This is a genomic window from Nonomuraea aurantiaca (genome assembly GCF_020215705.1).
Classification (GTDB): domain Bacteria; phylum Actinomycetota; class Actinomycetes; order Streptosporangiales; family Streptosporangiaceae; genus Nonomuraea; species Nonomuraea aurantiaca.
This window is the reverse complement of sequence record NZ_JAIWNB010000009.1, coordinates 226,488-249,852: the sequence shown is the minus strand read 5'-3', so window position 1 is coordinate 249,852 and position 23,365 is coordinate 226,488. Positions and strand designations below refer to the sequence as shown.

General features: G+C 70.2%; 23 protein-coding genes. 10 read left to right on the top strand and 13 right to left on the bottom strand.

Annotated elements, in window-relative coordinates:
* Positions 1–6 precede the first annotated feature (6 nt).
* From LDL49_RS23175 to LDL49_RS23165, 3 genes are all read right to left on the bottom strand, one after another.
* Complete coding sequence (locus LDL49_RS23175; RefSeq protein WP_225293238.1) at positions 7–759, bottom strand: GntR family transcriptional regulator; 753 nt, start codon at positions 757–759, stop codon at positions 7–9.
* 150 nt (positions 760–909) lie between these two features.
* Complete coding sequence (locus LDL49_RS23170) at positions 910–1,191, bottom strand: VanZ family protein (protein WP_225293236.1); 282 nt, start codon at positions 1,189–1,191, stop codon at positions 910–912.
* 339 nt (positions 1,192–1,530) lie between these two features.
* A complete protein-coding gene (locus LDL49_RS23165; protein ID WP_225293234.1) occupies positions 1,531–2,238 on the bottom strand; it encodes a dienelactone hydrolase family protein in 708 nt (235 codons plus the stop codon).
* A 143-nt stretch (positions 2,239–2,381) separates the two neighbouring features.
* Here LDL49_RS23165 and LDL49_RS23160 point away from each other — a divergent pair, with 143 nt between their 5' ends.
* From LDL49_RS23160 to LDL49_RS23145, 4 genes are all read left to right on the top strand, one after another.
* Positions 2,382–3,179 carry a 2-keto-4-pentenoate hydratase gene (locus tag LDL49_RS23160; protein ID WP_225293232.1) on the top strand — a complete coding sequence of 266 codons (798 nt, stop codon included), beginning with the start codon at positions 2,382–2,384 and terminating at the stop codon, positions 3,177–3,179.
* Positions 3,180–3,254: 75 nt separating this feature from the next.
* The gene (locus tag LDL49_RS23155; RefSeq protein ID WP_225293230.1) at positions 3,255–4,364 is read left to right on the top strand and encodes an ABC transporter substrate-binding protein; all 1,110 of its coding nucleotides are present in this window, start codon (positions 3,255–3,257) and stop codon (positions 4,362–4,364) included.
* A 4-nt stretch (positions 4,365–4,368) separates the two neighbouring features.
* On the top strand, positions 4,369–5,565 hold the full coding sequence (gene kynU / locus LDL49_RS23150) for a kynureninase (protein ID WP_225293229.1): 1,197 nt from the start codon (positions 4,369–4,371) through the stop codon (positions 5,563–5,565).
* A 121-nt stretch (positions 5,566–5,686) separates the two neighbouring features.
* On the top strand, positions 5,687–6,865 hold the full coding sequence (locus LDL49_RS23145) for a serine hydrolase domain-containing protein (RefSeq protein WP_225293227.1): 1,179 nt from the start codon (positions 5,687–5,689) through the stop codon (positions 6,863–6,865).
* A gap of 39 nt (positions 6,866–6,904) precedes the next feature.
* Here the strand turns inward: LDL49_RS23145 and LDL49_RS23140 are convergent, their stop codons facing one another.
* Together LDL49_RS23140 and LDL49_RS23135 are read right to left on the bottom strand one after the other, a co-directional pair.
* A complete protein-coding gene (locus LDL49_RS23140; RefSeq protein ID WP_225293225.1) occupies positions 6,905–7,279 on the bottom strand; it encodes an MmcQ/YjbR family DNA-binding protein in 375 nt (124 codons plus the stop codon).
* Positions 7,280–7,290: 11 nt separating this feature from the next.
* On the bottom strand, positions 7,291–8,334 hold the full coding sequence (locus tag LDL49_RS23135) for a DUF2293 domain-containing protein (RefSeq protein WP_225293223.1): 1,044 nt from the start codon (positions 8,332–8,334) through the stop codon (positions 7,291–7,293).
* 90 nt (positions 8,335–8,424) lie between these two features.
* On the opposite strand from LDL49_RS23135, the gene LDL49_RS23130 reads away from it, so the two are divergent.
* On the top strand, positions 8,425–9,231 hold the full coding sequence (locus LDL49_RS23130; protein WP_225293221.1) for an FKBP-type peptidyl-prolyl cis-trans isomerase: 807 nt from the start codon (positions 8,425–8,427) through the stop codon (positions 9,229–9,231).
* Between the two features lie 66 nt (positions 9,232–9,297).
* Here LDL49_RS23130 and LDL49_RS23125 read toward each other — a convergent pair whose 3' ends face one another.
* A complete protein-coding gene (locus LDL49_RS23125) occupies positions 9,298–10,722 on the bottom strand; it encodes an N-acetylmuramoyl-L-alanine amidase (RefSeq protein ID WP_225293219.1) in 1,425 nt (474 codons plus the stop codon).
* A gap of 350 nt (positions 10,723–11,072) precedes the next feature.
* Here LDL49_RS23125 and LDL49_RS23120 point away from each other — a divergent pair, with 350 nt between their 5' ends.
* Positions 11,073–13,712, top strand: coding sequence for an AfsR/SARP family transcriptional regulator (locus LDL49_RS23120; RefSeq protein ID WP_225293218.1), 2,640 nt, complete (start codon positions 11,073–11,075; stop codon positions 13,710–13,712).
* Here LDL49_RS23120 and LDL49_RS23115 read toward each other — a convergent pair.
* Both LDL49_RS23115 and mads6 read right to left on the bottom strand, forming a co-directional pair.
* A complete protein-coding gene (locus LDL49_RS23115; protein WP_225293217.1) occupies positions 13,709–14,227 on the bottom strand; it encodes a GNAT family N-acetyltransferase in 519 nt (172 codons plus the stop codon). The two genes, LDL49_RS23120 and LDL49_RS23115, sit on opposite strands and share 4 nt — an antisense overlap.
* Positions 14,224–15,564 (bottom strand): methylation-associated defense system protein kinase MAD6, encoded by a 1,341-nt coding sequence (mads6, locus tag LDL49_RS23110; protein ID WP_225293216.1) that lies wholly within the window; start codon positions 15,562–15,564, stop codon positions 14,224–14,226. Before mads6 ends, LDL49_RS23115 begins: the two co-directional genes overlap by 4 nt.
* A 60-nt stretch (positions 15,565–15,624) precedes the next feature.
* Between mads6 and LDL49_RS23105 the strand changes: the two genes are divergently transcribed.
* Positions 15,625–16,242, top strand: a complete 618-nt coding sequence (locus tag LDL49_RS23105) for a DJ-1/PfpI family protein (RefSeq protein WP_225293215.1) — start codon at positions 15,625–15,627, stop codon at positions 16,240–16,242.
* A 49-nt stretch (positions 16,243–16,291) separates the two neighbouring features.
* A complete protein-coding gene (locus LDL49_RS23100) occupies positions 16,292–16,744 on the top strand; it encodes a MarR family winged helix-turn-helix transcriptional regulator (RefSeq protein WP_225293214.1) in 453 nt (150 codons plus the stop codon).
* Positions 16,745–16,759: 15 nt separating this feature from the next.
* Here LDL49_RS23100 and LDL49_RS23095 read toward each other — a convergent pair whose 3' ends face one another.
* Entirely contained in the window at positions 16,760–17,110 is a 351-nt protein-coding gene (locus LDL49_RS23095) for an O-methyltransferase (protein WP_225293213.1), read from the bottom strand.
* A gap of 9 nt (positions 17,111–17,119) precedes the next feature.
* Positions 17,120–17,293 carry a hypothetical protein gene (locus LDL49_RS23090; protein WP_225293212.1) on the bottom strand — a complete coding sequence of 58 codons (174 nt, stop codon included), beginning with the start codon at positions 17,291–17,293 and terminating at the stop codon, positions 17,120–17,122.
* A 400-nt stretch (positions 17,294–17,693) separates the two neighbouring features.
* Between LDL49_RS23090 and LDL49_RS23085 the strand changes: the two genes are divergently transcribed.
* On the top strand, positions 17,694–17,927 hold the full coding sequence (locus LDL49_RS23085) for a hypothetical protein (protein WP_225293211.1): 234 nt from the start codon (positions 17,694–17,696) through the stop codon (positions 17,925–17,927).
* A gap of 196 nt (positions 17,928–18,123) precedes the next feature.
* Here the strand turns inward: LDL49_RS23085 and LDL49_RS23080 are convergent, their stop codons facing one another.
* The gene (locus tag LDL49_RS23080) at positions 18,124–18,852 is read right to left on the bottom strand and encodes a C40 family peptidase (RefSeq protein WP_225293210.1); all 729 of its coding nucleotides are present in this window, start codon (positions 18,850–18,852) and stop codon (positions 18,124–18,126) included.
* A gap of 575 nt (positions 18,853–19,427) precedes the next feature.
* Here LDL49_RS23080 and LDL49_RS23075 point away from each other — a divergent pair.
* Positions 19,428–19,763, top strand: a complete 336-nt coding sequence (locus LDL49_RS23075) for an STAS domain-containing protein (RefSeq protein ID WP_225293209.1) — start codon at positions 19,428–19,430, stop codon at positions 19,761–19,763.
* Positions 19,764–19,775: 12 nt separating this feature from the next.
* Here LDL49_RS23075 and LDL49_RS23070 read toward each other — a convergent pair whose 3' ends face one another.
* Together LDL49_RS23070 and LDL49_RS23065 are read right to left on the bottom strand one after the other, a co-directional pair.
* Entirely contained in the window at positions 19,776–21,965 is a 2,190-nt protein-coding gene (locus LDL49_RS23070; protein WP_225293208.1) for a terpene synthase family protein, read from the bottom strand.
* Positions 21,965–23,347, bottom strand: a complete 1,383-nt coding sequence (locus LDL49_RS23065) for a family 2B encapsulin nanocompartment shell protein (RefSeq protein ID WP_225293207.1) — start codon at positions 23,345–23,347, stop codon at positions 21,965–21,967. The genes LDL49_RS23070 and LDL49_RS23065 overlap by 1 nt, the downstream gene beginning before the upstream one ends.
* Positions 23,348–23,365: the final 18 nt, after the last annotated feature.

The following is a 23,365-nucleotide window of genomic DNA, read 5'->3' as shown; positions in this document are numbered from 1 at the left end:
CTTGACCTAGGCGTCGAAGTCGTACTGAAGTACGTACGCCGCCGAGTCCAGCACCATCTCGTTGAGCTCGACGGGCTGGCCGTTCGCGGTGTAGGCGGTCCGGGTGATCACGATCACCGGTGTGCCGCCGGGCAGGTCGAGCAGCCCGGTCTCGCGCGGTCCCGGCATCCTGGCGCGCACTTCCTCGGTGAAGTGGGCGGGTGGCAGGCCGAGATCGCGCAGCCGCGCGTACACGCCGCCCGGCCCCGTGTCGGGGGCGGTGATGGCGCTGCCCTCGACCAGGCCGGCGGGGAAGTACGAGGTGGCCAGCTGCACGGGCCGGGCGTCGACCGAGTAGCGGCGCCGCCGTACCCACACCTCGCCGCTTTCGAGGACGCCCGCGACCTCCTCGCGCGCCCGCTCGCGCGCCACCTCCACCTCGTCCACGGTGAAGGGCCGGCCGCGCGTGTCGGCGTCCCAGATGGTGCGGCCCTGACCCCATTGCTCACGGGAGAGCCGGCGTGAGCCGTGCCGGCGTATCGGTTTGAACAGTCGCACGTAGACCCCCGAGCCTCGCTTCGGTACCGCCAGCCCCTCGTTGATCAGTACGGCGAGCGCCTGCCTGGCGGTGGCGCGGGCGATCCCGTAGTCGGCCATGAGCGTGTTCTCGCCCGGTAGCCGATCCCCGTCGCGCAGTTCGCCGGACAGGATCCGGGAGCGGAGACCGTCGGCGATGCGTCGATAGATCGGGGGTTCGTGGGATACCGGGACTTCAGACACGTTCGACCACCCTCTGTCACCAACCCGTTTGGCGTCTCCAGAGAACTTGCCCCGTCTTGTCCACGATCGCACAGATAAGGGGGATGGTCGCGAGCTTCTTTTGAGCGCATCATGCCCATGTGTTGAAGTCAGCGGGGTTTCAGCGGGCCGTTATCTTGGAACGGTCCCGGCCGCTACTCGGCTCGCCCACCAGCGGCGAGTAATCAGCGCGGCGAGCGCGGCTCCCGCGGTGTTGACGATCACGTCGTCGATGGAGGAGAGGCGGCCCAGCCGCAGGCCGTACTGGAGGGCCTCCACGGTGCTCGAGGCGACGGCCGCGACGGCGGCGACGCGGGCCGTCGACGCCAGCCGCGCGGTGCGTACGGGCAGCAGCGCGCCGAGCGCCGCGAAACCAGCAGATTGCCTCCCACCTGCACCAACACCGTCTCCCAAGGGGCGCTGAGCACGTCGGCGAGGTCCCTGAACGGCACGAGGCTGACTCCGCTCTGACCGCCCGCCGGGGTGAGGATCATCCACACCCAGGGGGCGGTTCCGACGGCGATCCCGATGTCGGCCAGGGCGGTGCGCACGGGTGCCGGATGGCCCGCTCGGGCGCGGTGACGGGCGAGGAGCAAGATTGCCAGGACGGCCACGGGGAGCGCAAAGGTACCAGCAATAATGACGGTTCCCCACAAATCCCACGTCCGAGCCATTGGACCATGATGGCGGCCGTCCCGAGGTACGGGAAGCTGTCCTTCCGGATAGGTGCCTACGGGCGCCTGGGGGAGGTGCCTACGGGCGCGCGGGCAGGTGGTCGGCGAGGAAGGCGAGCGCGACCTGCCAAGCCCGCGCCGCGGGCTCCGGCTGGTGGAACATCGGCGACTCGCTGTTGTGGAAGGCGTGCCCGGCCTCCTCCTCGACGTGCATGAGCACGTTGGCCCGGCCCGCCGCCACCTGCTCGACCGTGGCCACCTGGTCGCGCGGAATGTACGGATCGCTGCCGCCGAACACCAGCAGCAGGGGCGAGCCGATGCGCTCCATCAGCCCGGCCGCCTCGGGCACGGCCGAGCCGTAGAAGGACAGCACGGCGTCGAGCTCCGTCTGGGTGGCCAGCATGAAGGCGAGCGAGCCGCCCAGGCAGAACCCGAGCGCCCCGCAACCGCCGCTCACCTCGGGCAGCTCGCGCAGCAGCGCGAGCGTGAGCGCGCAGTCGGCCACGGCCTGCGGGACGTCGAAGCGCCCGGCCAGTTCGATCGAGGCGGCCGTGCCCTCGGGGGTGTGCTCGCCGATCCAGTTGGGCCGCAGCCGCCAGAACAGGTCGGGCGCGGCCACCACGTAGCCGAGACCGGCCAGCTCCTCCGCCACCTTCACGATGTACGGCCCCACGCCGTAGATCTCCTGGATGAGCAGGATGCCGGGCCCGCTGCCGCTGTCGGGCAGCCAGACGTGGACGTCGAAGGAGCCGTCGTGGGCCTTGATGCGTTCTGTGCGCTTCTGCATGGAGTCAAGCATGTCGATCGGCGGGCGATCGTGCAGCAGGACGGGCCGGTGTGGCACAGATCGGCTATGTACGGCATGGCGCGTGGAGCCGCCGGGGGAGACGATGCTAGAGACATTCCACGGCTTACCCAAGGAGCAGCCTGATGCAGGACGAATGGTCAGAGGCGGTAGACGCCCGTGCCCACGCGGCCGACCGGTTGGCCGAGGCCGTGCGCTCGGGCAAGCCGTGCGCGCCCGTCAGGGACATGGTCAGCACCGCCGCCGAGGCCTATGCCGTGCAGGAGATCAACACGCGGCGGGCGCTGGACGCGGGTCGGCGGCTGGTCGGCAGGAAGGTCGGCGTCACCAACCCGCTGATGCAGAAGCAGTTCGGCATCGACGAGCCAGACTTCGGCATGCTCTTCGCGGATATGTCGTACCTCGATGGGCTGCCCATCCCGGTGGAGCGCTTCCTGCAGCCGCGGGCCGAGGCGGAGGTCGCGCTGGTGTTCGGCCGCGACCTGGTCGGCGGGCCGTTCACGGCGGCCGAGGTGATCAGGGCGGTGGAGTTCGCGCTGGTCGCCATCGAGATCGCGGACTCCCGCATCGCCGACTGGGACATCACGCTGGCCGACACGGTCGCCGACAACGCCTCCGCGGGCGCGTACGTGCTGGGCAACACGCCGGTCTCGCTGATGGGCCTGGACCTGCGGGGGGCCGCGATGACGATGACGCGCGGCGGCAAGGAGGTCTCGACCGGCTCGGGCGCCGCCTGCCTGGGCCATCCGCTCAACGCGGCCACATGGCTGGCGAGCCGGGTCGGCCGTACCGACCACCCGCTGCGGGCCGGAGACGTGGTGCTGACCGGCTCGCTCGGGCCCATCGTGCCGGTCGGGCCGGGTGACGACTTCGAGGCGCACGTCGACGGCCTGGGGTCGGTCCGCGCGGTGTTCTCCTCGTGAAGCCGCGCGTCTGGCGCCTCGTGCGGCCGAGCGCGCTGCCGGGTCCTTCCCGGCCCGGGGCCTGAGGGAGTGCCGGTGCGCGGGCCACTGCTCGGGCTGGTGGTGCTGATGGTGGCGGGCTGCGGTGTCTCGCCCACGCTGGAGACGGAGCCGGATGCCACGCTCAAGGTCGGCGCGATCATCTCGCAGACCGGGGTCTACGCCGTGCTCGGCGACGACATGGAGGCGGCCATGCGCCTCTACCTGGAGCAGCACGGCGGCAAACTGGGCGGCAGACCGGCCGCGCTGGTCGTCGCCGACGACGCGGGCAACCCGGAGAAGGGGCAGCAGCAGGCCAGATCGCTCATCGCGCGCGAGCGGGTGAGCGTGATCACCGGTCTGCTCGCCTCGCCTGTCGCGGTGGCGGTGGTCAAGGAGGCGGCCGGCACGCCGGTGGTGATCGCGAACGCCGGCGCCGACGAGCTGGGCGGGCCCGGCGTCTTCCGGGTGTCGTTCACCAACCACGCGCACGGCTACGCGGCGGGCCGGTACGCCGCCGAGCGGTACGGCAAGGCGGGGGTCGTGCTGATGGCCTCCGACTACTCGGGGGGCACCGAGACGCTCGACGGCTTCACCGAGGGCTACGGGGTCAAGCCGCTCAAGCGCATCCTCACCCCGTACGGCAAGAGCGAGGACCTGGCGCCCTACCTCAAGCGCATCCCGCCGGACGCCAAGCTCCTGTACGCCTTCTACGCGGGCGGCGAGGCGGTCACGTTCGCCAAGACCTTCAAGCAGCTCGACTACGACACCAAGATCGATCTGCTGGCCTGCCAGAACCTCGCCGACGAGGACGTGCTCGAAGCCATCGGGGCCGACGCCGAGGGGATGACCAGCGTCGGACTCTACTCACCGGCGCTCACCACGCCGGAGAACGCCGCGTTCGTGGCCATCTGGAAGGCCAAGACGGGCCGCAACCCGTCGGCCGTGGCGCTGCAGAGCTGGGACGCCATGCGGCTCATCGACCGGGCGGCCGCGCTGGGCGGCGACCTGTCCACGGCGCTCGGCCGGGTGGGCGACCTGGCGAGCCCGCGGGGCGCGTTCCGGCTCGACCCCACGACGCACAATCCCGTGCAGAACTGGTACGTCCGTCAGTACCAGAATGGCGTTAACCGGGTAATCGCCACGATTCCCCCAGAAAGGAAGTAATCGCGTGCTGGATCGCGACCGCTGCCTCGCCCTGGACGCCGAGGATCCGCTGCGGGACTTCAGGGACGAGTTCGTGCTGCCCGAGGGCGTCGTCTACCTGGTGGGCAACTCGCTCGGCGCGCTGCCCCGCCGTACCTCCGAACGGGTGCGGCAGGCGGTCGAGGACGAGTGGGGCGGGCACCTCGTCGGCGGGTGGAACCACGCCGGTTGGTACGCCCAGCCGCTGACCACGGGCGACCGGCTGGCCCCGCTCATCGGCGCGGGCCCCGGCCAGGTCGTGGTGGGCAACACCACCTCGATCGCCATCTATCAGGCGGTCGCGGCCGCGGCGCGACTCCGGCCCGACCGGCGGGTGATCGTCTCCGACGTACGGAACTTCCCCACCGACCACTACATGGTCCAGGGGCTGGCCAGGACGCTGGGCGGCTACGAGGTCCGCGACTTCGCCGAGGGACGGTTCGACGACGCGGCCGTGGTGCTGCTGTCCGAGGTCGACTACCGCACCGGCGCCCGCCACGACGTGCCGGCGGTGACCGCGCGGGTGCAGGCGGCGGGGGCGCTGATGGTGTGGGACGTGTGCCACAGCGTCGGCGCCATGGAGGTGGACATCTCGATGGCGGATTTCGGGGTCGGCTGCACGTACAAGTACCTCAACGCCGGTCCCGGCGCGCCCGCGTTCCTCTACGTGAACCCGCGTCACCAGGCCACCGCCGAGAACGTCCTGTCCGGCTGGCACGGCCACGCGGAGCCGTTCGCGTTCGAGCGGGACTTCCGGCCGGCCGAGGGGATCAGGAGGTTCGCGGTCGGCACCCCGCACGTGCTCTCGTTCGCGGCGCTGGAGGCGGCGCTCGACGTGTGGGAGCGGGTGCCGATGCGCCAGGTCCGGGCCAAGAGCGTCGCGCTGACCTCACTCTTCATCGACCTGGTCGGGGACGCTCTGGAGCCGGCCTCGCCGCGCGAGGCGGCCGAGCGGGGCAGCCAGGTCAGCCTCTATCACCCCGACGGCTACCCGGTGATGCGCGCGCTCATCGACCGGGGCGTGCACGGCGACTTCCGCGCGCCCGACATCCTCCGCTTCGGCTTCGCGCCGCTGTACACCCGGTTCGTGGACGTGTACGACGCCGCCGCCGTGCTGGCCGAGGTGCTGGACAAGGAGCTCTGGCGGGAGGAGAGGTACGCCCAGCGGCTGGCGGTCACCTGAGCGACCGAGTGTCTCCCTCTTGGGAGTGAGGCGGAAGATCGCCTGCGTCGGCGATCCGGCCGAAGCTCGTGATCGACAGGATTGAGGCAGTCGAATGACCGCCTCTCACCTGGAGATATCCATGAAGCGCACCTATGCCGCCGCTCTCGTCCTCGCCCTCTCGGTCGCCGCCACCACCCAGGCCGCCCACGCCTTCACGGGTACGCGGGTCGTGGCGGAAGCGGGGGTGCCGCCCATCAACGCGATGGCGTTGCAGAAGAGCATCGAGGGCCTGCCCGCCGCCGACGCCACCGCCGCGGACGTGCGGGTGAGCGGTTCGGCAGGCTCGTGGCGGGGCGTGTCCGGCGTGACGGACCTGCGGACGAAGCAGCCCGCCAAGGCCGGGGCCCGGTTCCGGGCGGGCAGCGTCACCAAGACCTTCACGGTGTCGGTGGTGCTCCAGCTCGTCGCCGAGGGCAGGCTGTCGCTCGACGGCACGGTCCAGGAGTACCTGCCCGGCCTGCTGCCCGCCGACTACCCGCCGGTCAAGGTCGGCCAGCTGCTCAACCACACCAGCGGGTTGCCCGCGCCCAAGGTGAGCGATGACTTCGCCGACATCTACGCCACCCGGTTCGAGAAGTGGACGCCCGAGGAGTACGTCGCCAAGGCGGTGGAGAACCCGATCGAGTTCACGCCCGGCAGCCGGCAGCACTACCTGAACACCAACACCTTCGTCGCCGGCCTGCTCATCGAGAAGATCACCGGGCGTTCCTACGAGCACGAGGTGACGACCAGGATCCTGCGGCCCGTCGGCATGACCGACAGCTACCTGCCGGGCACCTCGGTCCGCATCCGCGGCCGGCACAACCAGGGCTACCAGACCGTGCCCCAGGGCTTTCCCGACGCGATCAAGTACGGCGCGGGCTATGTGGTGAACATGACCACCACCAGCGTCACCTCGACCTGGGCCTCGGGCGACCTCATCTCCACCACCACGGACCTGGAGAAGTTCGTCAAGGCGCTGTTCAGCGGCAAGGTCGTGCCCGCCGCACAGCTGGAGCCGATGTTCACGGTGCCGCCGGTGAAGGCGTACGGCGGCAAGGGCGACGCCGTCTACACCTCGGGCCTGGCCAGGATGGAGCTGCCCGGCGGCCTCGTGGCGTACGGCAAGACCGGCGCCAGGTGGGGCAGCGCGGCCGGCATCGGCGCCACCCGCGACCTGAGCCGCACGCTCGTCTACTCGGTCAACTCCACCGACGCCAAGAGCTCCGGCCAGAATGAGCGCGCCCTGGCCATCGCCTTGGCCGCCTTCGCGAAGTGAGCCGGGTGAGGTGAACGCGGGTGAGGTGAACGCGGGTGATCAGGTCTCGCCGTCGAGCACCTTGATCGCCCGCTTCGGCGCGATCGCCCGGTAGCTCTCCTCGACCCAGTCGAGCAGCACCTCGGTCTCGGGCAGCTCGGCCAGGAACGGCACCGACACCCACCCGGACTTGCCCAGCCCGTAGCCGCTGGGCGCGGCCCCCTCGACGGTCAGCGCGTGGCCCCGCGCCTCGGACAGCAGCTTCACGGTGAACGACGGGTCCCACTTCTCGGTCTGCTCGTCCATGCCGAGGAAGACGAACACCTTCTTGTTGACCTTGACCACCGTCTCGCCCCACGGATGATCCTCGTGGGTCTCCGGCAGCCCGAGCGCGAAGACCCGCAGTCGCTCCCGTACGTCCTGCCAGTCATCCATGCCTACGGACGCTACCCAACGCGCCGGAACTCGGCCAGCTTGGCGTCGATCCGGTCCCTGATCAGGTCGCGGGCCCGCATGCGCGGCACGCCCGACATGAGCAGCCGGTCGTAGTCGGTGTCGAGGTGGCGGATCGAGGCCACCACGGCCAGCGTGATCGCGTTCTCGTCGAGCGCCCTGGCCGCCGCCGTACGCCCGACCCGGCCGCTGCCGCGCTGACCGGCGTGGGCGGCCACCTCCTGGGCCCGCGCGGGCGGGCAGCCGGGGAAGAGCCTGGCGATCTCGGCCGCCATCCGCGCCTGGTATTCGACGTCCTGGTCCGCCCGGCGCTCCCGGTCGCGCTCGCGGCGACGCAGCCGCACCTCCTCGTCGGCCAGGCACCGCTCCTCCGCCGCCGTCCTCGCGTGCTCCTCGACCAGCAGCCCCTGGCGCTGGTAGACCTTGCGCCGCCGGTTGAACTGGACGACCACCGCCGACAGGCCGCTCTCCTGCTTCGCCCGGCGGCTCAGGGCCGCGTTGCCCGACGGCAGGAAGACCAGATGGTCCATGTCAGCGCAGGTCAGGCAGTGGGGCTCCTCCTCTTCCATGATCAGATAAGGGCCCGTGTCGCCGCAGGTCGCGCACGTCCAGGCGTCGAGCGGGGCCACCACCACCAGGTCGGGCGCCTTGCTCTGCCGCTCGGTGAGCTGCCGCACCCGGGCCTCGCTGAGGTCGGGGGAGAGCCAGTGGACGCGGAACGCCTCCTGCCCGTGGCCGGCGGTGAAGCGCAGCTCGCGGCGGTCGCGGCTGCCGGAGACATAGGGGGTCTCCACCGGCCGCAGCCCCTTGGCGGTCGCCCAGTCCTTCAGCAGCGCGGCGGCCGTGACCAGCCGGTCGTCGTCGACGGGGGCGAGCTCGGCCAGCGTGGCCGCGCGGCCCTGCCGCCAGGTGTCGACGTGCCGTGACTGCACCCAGCGCAGGCCGGTCACCACGTCGATGAAGGTCACGTATTTGCGGTGGGCCAGCGCGATCTCGGCGGCGTCCGCGACCCTGCGGGCCAGACTCGGCTTGCTCATCGCTCCAGTCTCCCGCGCCTTTGCCGGGAGATGGCCCGCTCGGACGCATTCCTCGTGCCGGTCGAGGTAAGTAGTCAGGCGGATCAGGATATGGGGGGAATCGTGCGCTTGTGCTGCCTCTGGCTCGCCGTGCTCGTGCTCCTCACCGCGTGCGGGCCGATCGGGCAGGGCCCGCTGCCGGTCGTGACGGGAGCCTTCGGCGCCAGGCCGGTCGTCATGATCCCTGACGGCGAGCCGGATCCCCAGCCGCGGGTGACGGTGCTGTCGGCGGGCAGCGGGCGGCGGACCATGCCGGGAGACGTGGTGCTGGCGGACGTCGAGGTCCGCCGGTGGACGGGCAACCGGCCGTACGCGAACACGTACGACGCCCATCAGCCCGCCCGGGTCGTCTTCGACGGGCAGCATGTGCCGGACTCCTGGCGCGAGGCGCTCATCGGCCGGCCGGCGGGCAGCCGGGTCATGCTCGTCGGCCCCGCGGCCCTCTCGTACGGCCCCGGGCCGCCGCTCGGCGGGACGCGCCCGGCCGAGACGCTGGTGCTGGTCTTCGACATCCTGGGCGGCTACCCGCCGGACGCGCGCCTCGTCGGGCGAACCCTGCCGGACGTGCCCGACGACCGCGTACCCCGCGTCCTCATCGGCGGCTCCGGCCCCTCGGTGCGGGCGGGCGCGAAGGTCATCGTCCAGTACCTCGCGGTGGAGTGGCCAGGCCGCCGGGTCGTCGACTCGTCGTACCTGCGCGGCGGCCCCAGCGCCTTCACGCTCGGGCCGGAGGCACCACCCGGCTGGGTGGCCGGTCTGGCCGGTCAGCGCGTGGGCGCCCGCGTCGCCTTCCCCGCCGAGGCGGGCCGTCCCCTGCTGTACGTCGTCGACATCCTCGACGTGCTCGAACCCACGTGACTCCCAAATAAAACGGCCCTGACACCGGAGGGGATGTCAGGGCCGTCGCACTTCAGCCGAGGGGGATCAGCTGCAGTGCTCGGAAGGGCTTTCGTAGGTCGCCGTGCCGACCGAGCCGCCCCACTTCACGCACTTGTCATCCGCGGCCGCCCTGACGGGACCCGCGTAGTAGGTGAAGCTGCCCGAGTCGGTGACCTTCGCCTTGCCGGCCACCTGCAGGAAGGCGCTGGCCGCGCTGGCCTTGCCGAGCGAGGTCTTCTTCAGCGTGGCGACGCAGTTGTTGGCGTTGGTGCTGTTGTAGAGCAGGTAGACCGTGCCCGAGGTGCCGAGGGCCTGCGAGTCGATCACCTTGTAGCCGGTGCCGCAGACCTTCTCCGCCGTGTACGGGTTGGTGCCGCCGCCGGAGCCGCCACCGACGTAGCTCATGTACTTGTTCCAGTCCCAGTGCGAACCGGGGTCGGTGTGGTCGGAGCCGGGCACCTCGACGTGGCCGATGATGTGGCTGCGGTCCTTCGGAATGCCGTACCGGTCGGCGATGTTGCGGGTCAGCGCGGCCGACGAGCGGTACATCTGGTCGGTGAACCACGAGGCGTCGTTGATGTAGCCCTCGTGCTCGATGCCGACCGACCGATGGTTGTAGGAGCTGACACCGGCGTGGAAGGCGCGGTTCTTCTCCCGCACCATCTGCGTGATCTGACCGTCGGACGAGCGCACCACGTAGTGGGCCGACACCTTGGCGGCGGAGTTCTGGAACCACGAGATCGTGCCCGCGTACGAGCCCTGGGTCACGTGGATGATGATCCGGTCGATCTTCTCGTCGGTCGGCCGGTTGGACACGGCGTAGTTCGACGAGCTGGCCGCGGCCCACAGGGCGCCGGGGTAGTCGGTGGCGGCCGCGAGCGTGCGCGGGTCCGCGTCGTCGTACTTGCCGCGGTCCGGCTCCACGACCTTCGCGGTGACCTTCACGCCTGCGGTGTTGACGCCATTGGCCAGCACCTCGTAGACGGCGTCGGCGTAGATCCGCGCGGTGCTCTCGTTGGCCGCGCCGCCGTACGCGGCGACCGCCTCGTACCACTTGGCGGGGTCCTTGCGCTCGGCCGCGGTCAGGCCGAGCTTGTCGGCCTTGGCCCGCAGTACGGCGGCGCCACCGAGCACGTTGGCCGCGTCGTCGGTCTTGAGCTTCGCCGCGGTCTGGGACGTGATCTTGGCCGCGTCCTCCAGAGCGTGCGAGGAGGGGTTGCTGACCAGGTGCATCACGCCGTAGCCGCCGCTGGCGCTGGGCTCGCCGCCGTGGCCGTCAAGGTGCGTCTCGGCGTAGCCGAGCGCGACCAGCAGGTCACGTGGCACCTCGTAGGCGGAGGCGGCCTTGTCGAAGGCGGCCGGGAGGGTGACTGCGGTCGCCTGGGCGGAGGTCGCCTGGGCGGTGCCCACCAGGGCCGCCTGCTGGGCGCCCACGACGAGCACACCGGCCAACAGAAGCTTCTTCATCATGATTCAAGACCCGCAATGCTTGGAGGGACTGTTGTATGCGCTGACGCCGGCCTTGCCGCCCACTTGCCGGCCGCCGCGGCGGTCACCGGCCCCGCGTAGCGGGCGAAGTCGCCGGACCTCGGGATCAGGGTCGGCGGCTGCCGCCGACACCGTCCCGAGGCTGAATAACTGTGCGAAGCTCGCGACCGCGAGCCTCCTGAGACTCAAGTGATGATCCTTTCGAATGGGATCTCTGGGACCAGGGTCGGCATTCGGCGCACAAGAATCGTCCAGAACCGATACAAAAGGTGGTCAGGCCTCTAAAGAGGAGCTGATGCACCATGTCGGTCACCTTTCATGTACTTGGGCCGTTGGAAGTCCGATCGTCGGGACGGTCCGTACGGATCTCCGGCAAGAAGCCGAGGATCCTGCTAGCCACGCTGTTGCTGGAGAGCGGCCGTATCGTCGGCGCCGACCAGCTGGTCGAGGTGCTCTGGCCCGATCGGCCGCCACGCTCCGCACAGGCGAACTTACGCACGTATGTCAGCTCCTTACGGACGGACCTCGGTGCCGAGTACCTGCGCGGCGACGGCTCCGGCTACGCCATCGACGTACCGGACGGCGCGCTGGACCTGCTCGCGTTCGAGGAGCTGGTCGCGCAGGCCCGTTTCGCCGACGCGCTCGCGCTCTGGCGCGGGGCGCCGCTGGCCGACCTGCCGGGCAGCCCGCTCTGGGACCGCCGCCTCGAACCGCTCAACGAAGTACGGCTGCGCGCCGCCGAAGAGCTGATCGGCCAGCGGATCGAGAGCGGCGATCACGCCGGGGCGATCACCCAGCTGCGCGGGCTGCTGGTGGAGCACCCCTACCGGGAAGACCTGTGGAGCCGTCTCGTCCTGGCGCTGAACCGGGCCGGCCGCAAGGCCGAGGCGCTGCGGGCCTACGCCACGATCCGCGCCCAGCTGGTCGACGAGCTCGGCGTGGAGCCGGGCGCCGACCTGCGGCGCGCCCACGAGTCGATCCTGGCCGACGAGGCCCCGCCGGTCGCGCCCCGGCAGCTGCCGCCGGATCTGCCCGACTTCACCGGCCGGGCCGACGAGCTGGCCCTGCTGACCAGGCCCTTCTCCATCGCGGTCGTCTCCGGTTCGCCGGGGGCCGGGAAGTCGGCGCTGGCCGTACATGCCGCCCATGGCCTGCGGGACGCCTTCCCCGGCGGGCAGCTCTATCTGGAACTCGACGGCAGAGAGCCGGCCGACCTGCTGGCCGAGGCGCTCCGGGCGCTCGGCGTGGACGCGCCGCCGCCGACGATCCACGAGCGCTCGGCGCTGTTCCGGTCGATGCTCTCCAAGCAGCCGATGCTCGTACTGCTCGACGACGCGCTCGACGCCGCCCAGGTACGGCCGCTGCTGCCCGGGAACGACTGCGCCGTCATCGTGACCAGCCGGCGCCGGATCACGGAGTTACCCGGCTCGATCCAGGTCGACCTCGGAGAGCTGTCCGCGCACGACGCGCTGACGCTGCTCGGCAGGATCATCGGCACGGATCGGGTGTCCCGCGAGCATGAGGCGGCCCTCGCGATCGTGGAGGCGTGCGGACGCCTGCCGGTGGCCGTGCGGAGCGCCGGATCGCGGCTGGCGGCCCGGCCGGGCTGGTCGCTCTCGGTGCTTAGGCAGCGGCTGGACGACGACCGGCTGAGCGAGCTGAAAGAGGTGCGGGTCTGCCTCGACCGCAGTTACCGCCACCTGCCCGACGACGCCGCCCGTACGCTGGGCACGCTCGGCCTCCTGGGCGCGGTGGCCCAGCCCGGCTGGGTGATCGACGCCGCACTCGACAGGCACCGCGCCGACGACGTCACCGACCTGCTGGTGGACGTCAACCTGCTGGAGCTGGTCGGCACCGACCCGGTGGGCCAGCCGCGTTACCGGGTGCCCGATCTGATCCGCCGCCACGCGCTCGAACGCGGCTCCGACCGTACCGGCCTGACCAGGGTGCTCGCCGCCTGGACCGCGACCACCGAGCACGCCATGGCCCGGCTGCCCACCACCGTCTTCAGCCTCACCGCCGCCAGGGCGCCGCGCTGGCGGCTGCCCGAGCAGACGCTCGACCGCCTGACCTCCGACCCGCTGGGGTGGTTCGAGGCTGAGCACGAGACGCTGGTCGGGGCCGTGAGCGTCGCCGCGGAGGCCGGTCTGGCCGAGTCGGCCTGGGGGCTGGCCGCCGCGATGGTCCCCTACTTGGACCTGCACTGCCATCTCGACACGTGGGAGCGTACCCACACCGTCGCCCTCGGTGCCGCCCGCGCGTCCGGCGACACGTACGGAGAGGCCGCCATGCTGCGCGGCCTGGCCCAGGTCTCTCTCTACCAGGACCGGTACGAGGAGGCCGTCGAGGACTTCACCCGATCCCGCCGGCTCTTCCACGACATCGGCGACCTGCGGGCGGAGGCGACCTCGATCTGCGGGCTCGGGGCGGTGAGCCAGTTCAGGGGCAGGCACGCCCAGTCGCTCGGGCACTTCAAGCGCGCCCTGGCCATGTTCCTGGCGGCGGACGACCCGCACGGCGAGGCGTTCGCCAGGCAGGCCATCGGCCGGGTCTGCCTCAAGTCGGGCGACCTGGCCCTGGCGTCGGAATCCCTGGGCCAGGCCATGCGGCTGGCTCAGGAGCTCGGCGACGCCCACCGCGAGGGCTGCGTCTGCCTGCAGATGGGCAACCTGCACAAGGCCATGTCCTTCCACCGGCACGCGCTCGACATCTTCGAGTCACTCGGAGACCGGCACTGCGGCGCGTACGCCCTCCAGAGCCTCGCCGGGCTGCAGGCGGCCCGTGGGGAGTGGGCACCGGCCTCCGCGGGGCTTGAGCGGTCACTGGAGATCTTCCAGGCACTCGGAGACCGGAGCGGGGAGGCGTCGAGCACGCAGATGCTGGGCGAGGTGCACCACTCGGCCGGGCGCACCGGGCTGGCACTCGACTATCTCAACCACGCCACCGTGCTGCGCCGCAGCCTGCCCGCCTAGGCCCGCGGGTCGAGGTCCGCGCGGATCACGCTGTACATCACGCCGTCGTGCCACTCACCTGCGCGAAAGCCGCCTCCGCGCAGGACGCCCTCCCTGGTGAACCCGGCCTTCTCCAGGGAGCGCTGCTCGGCCAGGTTGCTCACCTCGGTCGACGCCTGGACCCGGTTGACCGGCGAATGGTCGAACAGGTAGCGCACCAGGAGCCGCTGGGCCCGCGTGCCGTGGCCCTTGCCGCGAAACTCGGGCGCCACGATGAGCCCCATCTCCCAGCAGTAGGAGATGCTGGAGGTCATCTGCTTGCTCCAGGACATCAAACCAACGCGGTGCTCGCCCTCGGCGATCAGCAGCATGCCGCCGTCGTCGTTGAGCATCCCGTTGTCCTCCCAGCGCCGGCGGAGGCGGTGGGGATCCTGCCAGCCGTACCACTGATGGAGGCCCGTGCTCTCCTGGTCGTTGAACAGCCGGTTGAGGAAGGGCAGATCGCTCTCGGTCACGGGACGAAGCTCACTCGTCATGATCCAGACACTATGCGACGGACAAATCGCTTGAGGCGAGATCGCTGCGGCATTCCAGCCAGCGCCTCAAGAGACTCGGCCGCGCTCGGGCGCTTGGCGGGAGAGTGGTCCAGCATCCTGCGCACCACGTCGGGAACCTCAGGACCCTGGGTGTCGGCGCTGGTCGGCAGCTCGCCGGTGAGCAGCTGGTAGGCGATCACCCCGGCCGCGTAGACGTCGGAGGCGGCCGTCATCATCTCGGGCCGCTCGTGGCACTCCGGGGCCACGTAGTGGGCGTCGAGCACGTTGCCCAGCTCATGGGCGACCGTGTAGTTGCGCGCCCCGGGCTTGGCGTAGTCGAACCCCGTCAGCACCGCGTGCCCGTCGGTCACCAGCACGCAGGCCGGGGTCAGCGCCCGGTGGATGACGCCGTGGGCGTGCGCGTGGGCCAGGCCGCGCAGCATGTCCTGGATCACGCCGAGCCGTACGCCGGTGCCCAGGCGCAGGTGCAGCGCCTCGCCGTGCACGTCGTCGAGCACCAGCACGAACCGGCTCTCGTCGTCGATGGCGAAGAAGTCACGCGAGCGCACCACGCACGGGTGCGGCGGAATGCGGGCCAGCGTCTGGTAGGCGTTGGCGATCCGCTGCCGCTCGGCCGCCCGCGACGCCTGGTCGGCCAGCGGGTCGGCCTGGTAGACCCGGAGCAGCACGGTCTCACTGCCCGGCAGCGTCGCGTTGAAGGCCCGGTATTCGGTCACCTTCGCGTCGCCGCCGAGCTGCTCCTCGACCTCCCAGTTGCCGAACCTGGGCGGCGCGGTGCTGCGGCGTACGGTCTGGTTGAGCGAGTCGAGTATCCCGGTGAGGTACGGCTTGATGCGGTGACTGCACCCGCGCCTGACCCGCGAGACGTCGCTCAGCGTGTCCAGCAGCCCGTCGAGGGTGGTGACGTTGACCGCGTCGCGCCCGGCCGGATCGACGAGCTCGGCATCGGGCGAGGTGAGGACCACGAGGCTGTCGACGTAGACGCGCTCCAGCCGTGTGTCCTTGGAGACCAGCAGCCCCTTCAGCGCCTTCGCGATGCCTCGCAGCTTCGTCACGGGAGAGCCGAACGCCTCCCTGCGCGGGGGAAACCAGCGCGTGCCCGACACCTCGATCCGGCCACGGGTGCCCTTGACGTCGACGACGACCAGCGAGTGGCCGGTCAGCACGAGCAGGTCCACCTCGAAGACGTCCTCGCCGCGCGGGAGCTCGACGTTGTGCAGCAACAGCCAGTCGGCGGGCGCGTAGTCGCGCAGGAATGAGATCACCCTACGCTCGGCGTCGTTGACCGGACGTCCCCCTCCGACGATCTCTGCCATGGGCTAATCCTCCCACGTTCCAGCGTTGACAACATGCTGTCAAAATGACAGCATGTTGTCATGAAGCGCATCGTTCACCACGCCGTTTACGACACGCTCGCCGACTGGGAGACCGGTCACCTGACCGCCCACCTCCGAAACGGGCGTTACCAGCGTGACCCGGGGGGCTTCGAGGTCGTCACGGTCGGCCCCGGCACCGAGGCGATCACCACGATGGGCGGCGCGCGTGTCACCCCGGACCTCGCGCTCGACCAGCTCTCCCCGGCCGACAGCGCGCTGCTGATCCTGCCCGGCGCCTACCTGTGGGACCTGGGCGACGAGCTCGCGCCGTTCGCCCGCATGGCCAGGGAGTTCCTCGACGCGGGCGTCCCGGTGGCGGCGATCTGCGGTGCCACCGGGGGGCTCGCCCGCGAGGGGCTGCTCGACGACCGTGACCACACCAGTGCCGCCGTGCACTATCTGGAGGCGCAGGACGGCTATGCCGGCTCGGGCCGCTACATCGAGGCCGACGCGGTCACGGGCGGCGACCTCATCACGGCGGGGCCCACGGAGCCGGTGGCGTTCGCCCGCGAGGCCTTCCGCCGCCTCGACGTCTACGAGCCGAAGGTCCTCGACGCCTGGTTCAGACTGTTCGCCAAGAGCGACGCGTCGGCCTTCGAGGTGCTGATGGCGGCATGAGCGAGGCGAGTGGGCCGCTCTCGGCCACCTTTGAGGCGCTGATGGCGGCATGAGCGAGGCGAGCGAGCTGCTGGCGGCGACCGCGCTGACCGCCTTCCGGCTCAACGGCCAGTTCATGGAGGTCGCCGAGGGGCTGGCCAGGCCCGTGGGGCTGACGGCGGCCTGGTGGCAGGTGCTCGGCGCGATCGTGCACGACCCGCTGCCCGTCGCCGGCATCGCCAGGGTGATGGGCATGACCCGCCAGGGCGTGCAGCGGATCGCCGACCTGATGGTCGAGAAGGGGCTCGCCGAATACCAGCCCAATCCCGCGCACCGCAGGGCCAAGCTGCTGCGGCTGACGCCGGACGGGCGGGCGGCGATCGGCCAGATCGTCCCAGGCCACCAGGACCTCGCCGACCGGCTGCTGGCCGAGCTGGGGCCTGCGGCGACGCGCGAAAGCCTGGAGGCGCTCCAGCGGCTCTCCGCCGCCCTGGAGCGACTGAGCGAACCGCCGCGCGCGTAGCCGTCTTGGGACGGTTCAGCGGGCCGTGGCCAGGATGACGCCGGAGCCGTGCGCCAGCTCGACCGCCGCGTCGCCGACGCGCGGGTCGACGAACTCCGGCCAGCCCTGAGCGGCGAGCCCGGCCCGTTCGGGGTCGCTCTCGATCGTCGTCACCGTGACGTCGGTCCTCGGCCCGAGCCCGCTGACCAGCCACCCGACCCGCGCGCCTAGCCCGGTGCCGATCTCCAGGATCCGGCCACCTTCCGGCACCCGGGCGGCCAGCACGGCGAGCAACTGCCCGACGTCCGGATCGCAGGAGTAGTCGAACCCGACCTCTTCCGCCCGCTCATGGGCCACCCGCACGAGCTCCGGCAGATCAGCATTCATGGCCATTTTCTACAGCACCCGCCCCCCGCAGCTTTGCCATGGACGTATCGCACCCGTCGCCACGGTGTTCAGCACGACGAGCCCCCACACCTCGCCGAGCAACGCGACCGAGGCGATGACGTGAACGACGAGTACGCCCTTGCGTACCCGCGGCTGTGCGACCCGATGCGTTATCCCGACCACCGTTCACCTCCGGATTCGCGGACTCCGGGCCATCCTGACCGGTGGATTCGTCCCGGACGTCCTACCACGGGCGGCGACCGCGTTACTCCGTTCGGCGTAGTGGTGCCAAGCCCGGGGTGATCCTTGCTAAACCGGCCCGCGCGATAAGCCAATCATTCTCGATGCGCGGATAAATGAAACTCGTTTGACCGCGTACGACGCAAGCGCATATGCCCTTCACCGGCCGGTGGGAGGGGAAAATGGAATACCAAGAAAACGAGGTAACTCCTTGACCGCGAGCAGGCGTTTTGGGTTGCGACATCGATCGGCTGCCGCGATTGTTATTGGCGGCACCTTCACAGCCCTGCACAAACGACTAAGGCGCCGGGAATTCCGCGCCCATCAAACGGAGGAAACAAACATGATCCGTCGCATTCTCGCCGGTGCAGCCATCGCGGGCGCCGCTCTCGGTTTCTGCGTCTCTGCGGCTTCGGCCGACGTCGGCCCGAACCCCTACAACGGCGGTCCGTCCCTGCTGAGCCAGCTCAGCACCCTGGACGACCTCACCGCGGTGAGCGACACGGCCAAGTACACCAACGTTCCGGTCACCGCGAACCTGCAGGACGTCAACGTCAACCTGCTGAACAACCACTGACACCGATCGCCGTACAGGCGGGAGGGTCCGCTCCCGGCTCCACGAGCACATGCCGTAGGGCTGCCGGCCGCACCTTCCGCCGGATCGACACTTGTGCGATCCGCCTGAACCATCTCCGTGGATACTCGCGAGGCCACGGAATCCGCTCGGATGCGCACCGAGACGGAACGCCGAGCGGCCCGGGTCACGATCGCGATCACGACCCGGGTCGCGAGGTGCTCCCCTTCCGCCCGCCCTTAGCGGAATGGCCCCGCCTGCCGCCGGAATGCCCGTGCCTGGCGGACTGCTCGCGCCTAGCGGAACGCGCGCCCTCGGAAGGCCCGCTGATGGGATGCGCGCTACTCGACTGCGTGCTGTCGGGACGGACGGTTCCGGGCCGGACCACCCCCATGAAATGCGGCTTGTTCAGCGGGTCGAGGCGGACGACCTCCCCGGTGAACGGAGCGTCGACGATTCGCGTGCCGTCCACGGCCAGCCCCACGTGCTCTGGTCCCTGGCGTCGCGGTTTGCTGTCGTAGAAGACGAGGTCCCCCGGCGCGACCTGGTTCTTGGGCACCCTGGCCCCTGACCGCCACTGCTCGTGCGTCGTCGTGCCGATCGACACGCCCGCGCTCGCCCAGGCGTACTCCGTGAGGCCCGAGCAGTCGAAGCCCTTGGTCTTCTTGCCGTGTCCGATGCCGTAGCCGGGGCCCTGGGGTCCGCCGCCGCCCCACGAATAGGGGACGCCGAGCATGCCCAGCGCGGCCCGCACAGCGACGCCACCTGCCGCCTCGCGGCCGGCTGTCGTACGGCCGGTCGCCGCTGGCTGGGCGCAGCGCCTGGTGCCCTTCTCGCATGTCTGCCGGACGCCGGCCGTGGCGGTGCCGACGTCCGGCGTCGCGAGCGAGCCGCAGGCCAGGACCGTCAGCAGCAGAGCCCGTTTCACGTTCACTCCAACGAGCGTTCCTCGCTCCCTTTGGGGATAAAACACCCTTTAGCCAGGCGGGGCCCACATATGGCTACAAGCTGAAGTTTGTCCACACGGTGATACACCGATAAATACGGACTGATCGGACATTTAGTGCTAATGGTGATCAAGTGCTAAGGGATTTGAATAGGAAGCTCAGCTCGGGAGTAGTGGTTATCGGAGCTGAGTTTGCCGCACCGTTGTTTGTGCAGGTGTGTTGACAATTCCTTTGTCGCGGCAATTATTCGGCTGCGTGAATGGGCTGATCAATTTCCCCGATGGGCGCTCCAGCGCTGTGTGATTGCGTCCGCCGGGCGTTTCTGGATCAGCCGCGACGCGCCGGGTCATCGGCTCGGCGCTCCAGGCTGTCGCGCAGTCGCCGCTGGTGCGTGTCTCAGGGGCGACGGTAGATCCGGCGGCCGGATTGTTCATGACTTCGCTGTAATACCACCATATTTTCGTGCATATCAGGTGGTGAAACATACTTCGTGTAATGTGAGACCGGGTTCGTGTCGACGACAACCCCCATGCGTGAGGTCTGATTGGGGGGTGCGATGACCGTGAACGGCGAGGCGGCCGAAACGTCGGAGCGCCTGCTGTACGAGGACGGCCAGCTGCGCATCTCCCAGCGGGCCAGGTGCGAGGTTCCGGCGCTGGCGCTGCGTGGCGAGGTCGACATCACCAACAGCTGCGCCCTCGCCCGGACCCTGGCCGCCGCCCGCGAGGGCGAGACGCACATCATCGTCGACACCGGCGAGCTCACCTTCGTCGATCTGTCGGGCCTGCGCGTGCTGGCCATGCCGATGCTCGACCCCGCCGACCGCTGGATACGCCTGCGTAACCTCACGCCGTTCCAGCGACATATCCTGAAGCTGCTGGGCTGGTCCTGAAAAACCAGGGCGTCAGACGATCATGGCCGCCGAGGTACCCAGGCCCGTCGGGCCGCCCAGTCGCCACTCCGGCGGCCGGTGGTGGCGGCGTAGCGACGCCTCGTCATAGCGACGGCAGTCGCGGTGCCACCTGAGGATGCCCGCCAGCCAGTCGCGCAGCTCCGCCACGTAGCCGTTCACGGCCGCGCGCGCCTCCTCGTCCAGCCGGTGGTCGTCGTACATGACCGGGAACTCGTGCGCGAAGACGTGCTCGAACTCCTTCATCCGGGAGGTCATCAGGTCGGAGACGATGCCGAGCGCCGCCGGGTAGTCGCAGTCGAAGAAGTTCTGGACGACCAGCACGCAGTTGTGCAGCTCACCCTCGAACTCGACCTCCTTCTGGTACGAGAAGACGTCGTTGAGCAGGCCGGCGTAGTCGGAGGCCGCGTTCCTCAGCGAGATCATCGGCCCGGCCCGATGGATCTCCTCCGGGATCTCCTCCTCGCGGGCCAGGCGGCACAGGCTCATGGTCAGGTCGGCGCCGAAGGTCATCCGCCGCATCTCGATGTAGTCGACGGGGTCGGGCATCCGGTTCAGCAGCTGGTTGTCCAGTTCCCACAGCCAGGACGCGCACATGTCCTCGATGGCCGCGCGGAACCCGCGCCGAGCGGTCATGCTCATAGGCCCCGCAGTACGGGCCCAGAGATCGGACAGGCCACGCTCCAGCGCGGTCACCGGCGCCGGGGGAGCCGAGCCGTCGAGCGGCATGAAGGCGCCGAACCGGTCGACGGTGGCGCGGGCGGCGGCCAGGTTGCGGGATCGGCCGAAGACGACGGGGAAGTAGTCGTCGCCGTACGTTCCCCACGCCAGCCAGGCCGAGGCCAGGTCCAGCTCCTCCAGCGTCCCATCGGGATGGAGCCCGGAGGCGCACAGCGCCAGGTCGTAGTCGACGATCTTCTCCTCGTCCCATACGGCCGAGCCGGTGACGCCCGGCTGCGCTTCGAGTATCCCCATCGCGCGCGCCCAGGCGACCAGGTTCAGGCGGGCGGCCTCCAGGTGGGGCGAGCCGCCGACCTTGAACGGCATGTAGAGGTCGGGGATCCGCGACGGGCCGACGGGCGTGTGCGGGACGTGGGTGAAGCTGCGGATCCGCTTCGCGCCGAGCAGATTGACGATCGAGGTCGTACCCAGCGGCCTGCGGGTCGCGCGCTCGTTCATGTAGCGGCTGGAGGCCATGTGCCACTCGTGGCCGCCCGACTGCCAGTCCTGCAGCCCCTTGACGTAGGCCAGCACGCCCGCGCAGGAGAGTGGGTCGAGACCCTGCTCGACGAAGAGCGGGCCCAGCTCGGTGAACACCGTGTGCTCGAACTGCTGCAGCCGCGAGGTGAGCAGGTCGTTGACCGCGTCGGCGGCCTCCTGCGTGGTGCAGCCGAGGAACTTCTCCAGCACGAGGACGCCGTTGCTCAGCTCGCCCTCGTCCTGGGTCTCCCGCTGGTAGGAGAACAGGTCGTTACGCAGGTGCACCGCGTCGGCGAAGGCGTCACGCAGCACCCGCATCGGCCGGGAGCCGGCGATGCGCGCCGGGACCTCGGCTCCCACGGCGTGCTCGACCAGCCCGGCCGACCATGGCGCCCCGCCGACCTTGCGCCGCATCTCGATGTACTCGATCGGATTGGGCACCCGGCCCGCGTTGATGTTGGACAGCTCCCAGAGCGACTCGTTCAGCAGGTTGCGGGTGCTCTCGGCGAAGCGCTCCCGCCAGGCGAGCGACCGGGCGGGGACCGTACGGGCCCACAGGTCGGCCAGCCCCGCCTCGACCGGGTTGGTCGGCTCCGGCATCGCGCACGACAGGTCCATCGGCATGAAGGCGGGCAGCCGGTCCAGGTAGCGCTTGCCGCCCTCACGGTCGTGGCCGCGCTTGAAGGCCTCCAGGAAGTGGTCGTCGAAGAAGAAGACCCAGACGTACCAGTCGGTGATCAGCGAGAGCTCGGCGCCGTCGCAGTCGGGATGGGTGTAGCCGCACAGCAGGGCGTAGTCGTGGGCGTCGAGGTCGGCCTGCTCCCAGATGCCCGAGCCCTCCAGCATGCCCATGCCGCGTGCCCACTGCCTGGACTGCGTGCGTGCCTCCTCGACGTGGGGGTTGAGGCGGGCCGGATACGGCACGTAGAAGTCCGGCAGCTCGAATGGCTGGGCCATCCCCTGCCCATCGACGGAACGCGTCATCAGCCCATCACCTCGACGTTCTCGAGCATGCCCAGCGCGTCGGGCAGCAGGACCGCGGCCGAGTAATAGGCACTGACCAGGTACGACATGATCCCCTTCCCGTCGACGCCGGCCAGACGGACGCTGAGCCCCGGCTGGTACTCATCCGGGATGCCGGTCTGGTGCAGGCCGACGACCCCTGAGTCCTCCTCGCCGGTCCTGAACGCGAAGATCGAGGTGGTGCCCTCGCGGCTGATCGGGATCTTGTCACAGGGCAGGATCGGCACCCCGCGCCAGGCCGTCAGCCTGCTGCCGTCGAGCTGGACGGGGTCGGGGTAGACCCCGCGCGCGTTGCACTGTCGGCCGAAGGCGGCGATGGCGCGGGGATGGGCGAGGTAATAACGGGTCTTCTTCCTGCGGCTGAGCAGTTCGTCGAGATCGTCGGGCGTAGGCGGGCCGCCGTACGTGGAGATCCGCTGCCGGGCATCGACGTTGTGCAGCAGCCCGAAGTCCCGGTTGGTGACCAGTTCGTGCTCCTGGCGTTCGCGTAGTGCCTCGATGCTCAGCCGGAGTTGCTGGTCGAGCTGGTTCATCGGCTGGTTGTACAGGTCGGAGACCCTGCTGTGGACCCGGAGGACGGTCTGGGCGACGCTCAGTTCGTACTCGCGGGGGCTGAGTTCGTAGTCGACGAACGTGCCGGGCAGCACGGGCTCGCCGTTGTGTCCGGAGGCCAGCTCGATCGCCGCCTCGCCGTGCTTGTTCTGCGGCCGGGCCCGCCGGGCCTGATGCGCCTCGATCTGCGCGCGCAACGTCGGCGAGACCGGCATCAGCGCGCGGATCACCACCCAGGGCAGGACCAGCACCGTGCAGGCGGTGGCGGCCCTGAGCGTGTACGCCCACCGGTCCTCCCGGCCGGGTAGATCGTGGCCCGTGTGATCGCCGTCCGCCAGCGTCTCCCGCAGGACGCTGGTGCCGTACGGGCCGGTCTGCAGCTTGTCGGCCTTGCCGTGCGCGAGGAGCAGGAGGACGTCGGCCGGGCGGCCCTCCTGCACGATCGTCTCGCCCCGCGCGTATTCCCGCTGCTCGAACTCTCCCGCCAGGGTGTCGAGCAGCGGGTCGCCGTCGAACCCGTGCAGCAGCGGCAGCTCGGTCAGGCTGGGCGGGATCACCCGCGTCATGGCGCCGGCGCGGGCGAAGCTGACCCGGCCGCCGCCGACCTGATAGGTGAGCCGGCGGTTCACCCGGTAGGTGCCGGCTGCGGTCTGTACCCACGGAAGCGCCCGCAGCAGCCAGCGTGAAGAGATCTCCCGCATCTGCGGGGCAGTCTTGGTCGTGGTGGCGAGCCGGCGTGCCGCCTCCGTGCCCAGGCTCTGCCTTGAGTCCCGCTGGTCCAATTCCGTCAACCGAAACACCGCCAATCA

Coding starts and splice junctions, on each gene's coding strand:
- LDL49_RS23075 (WP_225293209.1), top strand. CDS start 19,428: ATGACCGTGAACGGCGAGGCGGCCGAAACGTCGGAGCGCCTGCTGTAC.
- LDL49_RS23095 (WP_225293213.1), bottom strand. CDS start 17,110: ATGAATGCTGATCTGCCGGAGCTCGTGCGGGTGGCCCATGAGCGGGCG.
- LDL49_RS23140 (WP_225293225.1), bottom strand. CDS start 7,279: ATGGATGACTGGCAGGACGTACGGGAGCGACTGCGGGTCTTCGCGCTC.
- LDL49_RS23160 (WP_225293232.1), top strand. CDS start 2,382: ATGCAGGACGAATGGTCAGAGGCGGTAGACGCCCGTGCCCACGCGGCC.
- LDL49_RS23115 (WP_225293217.1), bottom strand. CDS start 14,227: ATGACGAGTGAGCTTCGTCCCGTGACCGAGAGCGATCTGCCCTTCCTC.
- LDL49_RS23085 (WP_225293211.1), top strand. CDS start 17,694: ATGATCCGTCGCATTCTCGCCGGTGCAGCCATCGCGGGCGCCGCTCTC.
- LDL49_RS23125 (WP_225293219.1), bottom strand. CDS start 10,722: ATGATGAAGAAGCTTCTGTTGGCCGGTGTGCTCGTCGTGGGCGCCCAG.
- LDL49_RS23145 (WP_225293227.1), top strand. CDS start 5,687: ATGAAGCGCACCTATGCCGCCGCTCTCGTCCTCGCCCTCTCGGTCGCC.
- LDL49_RS23070 (WP_225293208.1), bottom strand. CDS start 21,965: ATGACGCGTTCCGTCGATGGGCAGGGGATGGCCCAGCCATTCGAGCTG.
- LDL49_RS23130 (WP_225293221.1), top strand. CDS start 8,425: ATGGGGGGAATCGTGCGCTTGTGCTGCCTCTGGCTCGCCGTGCTCGTG.
- mads6 (WP_225293216.1), bottom strand. CDS start 15,564: ATGGCAGAGATCGTCGGAGGGGGACGTCCGGTCAACGACGCCGAGCGT.
- LDL49_RS23105 (WP_225293215.1), top strand. CDS start 15,625: ATGAAGCGCATCGTTCACCACGCCGTTTACGACACGCTCGCCGACTGG.
- LDL49_RS23165 (WP_225293234.1), bottom strand. CDS start 2,238: ATGCAGAAGCGCACAGAACGCATCAAGGCCCACGACGGCTCCTTCGAC.
- LDL49_RS23135 (WP_225293223.1), bottom strand. CDS start 8,334: ATGAGCAAGCCGAGTCTGGCCCGCAGGGTCGCGGACGCCGCCGAGATC.
- LDL49_RS23100 (WP_225293214.1), top strand. CDS start 16,292: ATGAGCGAGGCGAGCGAGCTGCTGGCGGCGACCGCGCTGACCGCCTTC.